Origin of the sequence: Pseudomonas sp. HMWF006, assembly GCF_003061205.1 — a bacterium.
Taxonomy (GTDB): Bacteria; Pseudomonadota; Gammaproteobacteria; order Pseudomonadales; family Pseudomonadaceae; genus Aquipseudomonas; species Aquipseudomonas monsensis.
On record NZ_QAIU01000317.1, the window covers coordinates 8,247 to 10,881 of the forward strand.

Annotated in this window: 3 protein-coding genes and 1 pseudogene; all 4 read left to right on the top strand. The window is 62.2% G+C overall.

Features of this window, described 5'->3' with window-relative positions; genetic code table 11:
• Nucleotides 1-1,413, top strand: a 1,413-nt coding sequence (locus DBR24_RS12990) for a phage tail sheath subtilisin-like domain-containing protein (RefSeq protein WP_256591447.1), incomplete at its 5' end; no start/stop codon positions are given.
• 66 nt (nucleotides 1,414-1,479) lie between these two features.
• Nucleotides 1,480-1,827: a phage tail tube protein gene (locus DBR24_RS12995; protein ID WP_007908779.1), complete on the top strand. Its 348-nt coding sequence runs from the start codon at nucleotides 1,480-1,482 to the stop codon at nucleotides 1,825-1,827.
• Nucleotides 1,824-2,120, top strand: a complete 297-nt coding sequence (locus tag DBR24_RS13000; protein WP_007908778.1) for a phage tail assembly protein — start codon at nucleotides 1,824-1,826, stop codon at nucleotides 2,118-2,120. Before DBR24_RS12995 ends, DBR24_RS13000 begins: the two co-directional genes overlap by 4 nt.
• A 130-nt stretch (nucleotides 2,121-2,250) precedes the next feature.
• Nucleotides 2,251-2,635, top strand: a pseudogene (locus DBR24_RS13005) (phage tail protein); the annotation flags it as partial.

Below are 2,635 nucleotides of genomic sequence, written 5' to 3' on the forward strand. Positions count from 1 at the left end.
GCGAGTTCGAGCATGCGTCGTTTGATCGTGGCTCAGGTCAACGACAATATCGCGCCGGCCGATGCCGGCAAACTGGTGCTGGTTTCCAGCGTGGCGCTGGCCAAAAGCATCGGTGGACAGGGCTCGATGCTCGCCTCGATGTACGAGACCTTCCGCAAGTCCGATCCGGTCGGTGAAATCTGGTGCCTGCCGCTGCACAACAGCGAAGGCAGCATCGCCAAAGGCGTACTGACCCTGACCGGTGCCGCTACGCAGGCAGGGGTGCTCAATCTGTACGTCGGCGGTGTGCGCGTTCAGAGTAGCGTCGTCACCGGCGCGACTGCCGCACAGGCCGCCACCGCGCTGGCGCTCAAAGTCAATGCCACGGCGGATTTGCCAGTGAGTGCCGTGGCCGCCGAAGGCGTGGTGACCCTGAGCGCCAAATGGACCGGCGATAGCGGTAACGACATCAGCCTGCAATTCAACCGTCTGGGCAAGAGCAATGGCGAAGAAACGCCGGCGGGTCTGGTCACGGCCATTACCCCGATGACTGGTGGCGTTGGCGTGCCGGATCAAATCGCTGCCGTGGCGGCACTGGGCGACGAGCCGTTCGAGTTCATCGCACTGCCGTGGTCCGATCTGTCGACCCTCAACACCTGGCAAGCGGTCATGGATGACAGCACCGGTCGTTGGTCCTGGGCCAAGCAACTGTTCGGTCACGTCTACAGTGCCAAACGCGGCACTGTGGGGACCCTGGTCGCTGCAGGCCAGGCACGCAACGATCAGCACATGACCATTCAGGCGCTGGAGCCGGGCGTGCCGCAACCGGTCTGGGTACAGGCCGCCGCACTGGCTGCCCGCACCGCCGTGTTCATCTCTGCCGACGCCAGCCGTCCGACGCAAAGCGGCAGCCTGCCGGGCGTTGATCCGGCGCCGGCCAGCGAGCGTTTTACCCTGACCGAGCGTCAGTCGCTGCTCAACTACGGCATCGCCACGGCCTACTACGAAGGCGGTTACGTGCGCATCCAGCGTTCGATCACCACCTACCAGAAGAACGCTTACGGCCAGGCCGACAACTCCTATCTGGACAGCGAAACCATGCACCAGTCGGCGTTCATCGTGCGTCGTCTGCAGAGCGTGATCACCAGCAAATACGGTCGCCACAAACTGGCTTCCGACGGCACCCGTTTCGGCGCCGGCCAGCCGATCGTCACTCCGGCGACCATTCGCGGCGAGCTGATCGCCCAGTACGCCAAGCTGGAACTGGAAGGCCACGTGGAGAACGCTGAGCTGTTCGCCGAGCACCTGATCGTCGAGCGCGACGTGCAGGATCCGAGCCGCGTGAACGTGCTGTTCCCACCGGACTACATCAACGGTCTGCGCGTGTTCGCACTGCTCAACCAATTCCGTCTGCAGTACGACGCCGCCGCTTAAAAACAGCGTCTGAACGTGCGATTTCAGCCCACCTCGCGTGGGCTTTTTATTGAAGGGAGTAACACCATGGGTCAACTGATTGCAGGCACCTGCTACGTCAAAGTCGACGGCGCACAACTGACCATCAACGGCGGCTGCGAAGCCCCGCTGATGGCGGTCAAACGCGAAACCGTCGTACCCGGCTTCTACAAGGAAACCGACATTGCGCCGTCGTTCAAAGTGACCGCGCTGCACACCGCCGACTTCCCGCTGAAGAAGCTGATCGAAGGCACCGACATCACCGTCACCTGCGAATTCAGCAACGGCAAAGTCTACGTACTGGCCGGTGCCTACCTGGTCGAAGAGCCGGTTTCCAAGGGCGATGACGCCACCATCGAACTGAAATTCGAAGGCATCAAGGGGACCTGGCAATGAGCGGCGCCGTGAAGCTTCAGGTTGCGATCGAAGCTCACGGCGAGCCCCTGACCGAACTCGTCCTGCGCCGTCCGACGGTGCAGGAAGTGCGAGCGATCAAGGCGCTGCCGTACAAGATCGACAAGAGCGAAGAAGTCAGCCTCGACATGGATGTGGCGGCCAAGTACATCGCCGTGTGCGCCGGCATTCCGCCGTCGTCGGTCAACCAGCTCGATCTGGCTGACCTCAACGCGCTGAGCTGGGCCGTCGCGAGTTTTTTCATGAGTGCGGCGTCGGCGCCATCACCGACCTGATCGCCGTCGCCTATGACCTGGCCTGGTTCTGGAAGGTTGACCCCGAACAGATGATGGCCAGGCCACTGGATGTGCTCCGCGAATCGCTGGAGCACGCGCAACGGATCAATGCGATGCAGCAGGTGCAGTGATGGCAGACGAAGACAAGAAAGTGAAAACGCCGGTGCTGATCACGGGCATTGATGAGCTGTCGCCCAAACTCGGCGCCCTCCGGGCCAGGGTCGAGAGTTTCAAGAAAAACCTCGAACAGACCGGCCTTGGCAAGCTGGATATCAGCGGGCTGTTCAAGGGCGGCAGCGTGATCACGCCGTTTGTGGACGGCATCAAATCGGCGGCAGCCTTTCAAGGCAAATTGACCGAGGTCAGCGAGACGGCGAAAACCGTCGACCTGCCCGCCGCGCCGAAAGTCGCTGCGCAGAACATGAACGTGTTCAGTGCGTCGATGGAAAAGGTGTCCACGGCAGTGAATGCCGCGCTGGTGCCGGCGGTGGGGGCGGTGGTGGTCGGGCTGGAAC

Coding starts and splice junctions, on each gene's coding strand:
- DBR24_RS13000 (WP_007908778.1), top strand. CDS start 1,824: ATGAGCGGCGCCGTGAAGCTTCAGGTTGCGATCGAAGCTCACGGCGAG.
- DBR24_RS12995 (WP_007908779.1), top strand. CDS start 1,480: ATGGGTCAACTGATTGCAGGCACCTGCTACGTCAAAGTCGACGGCGCA.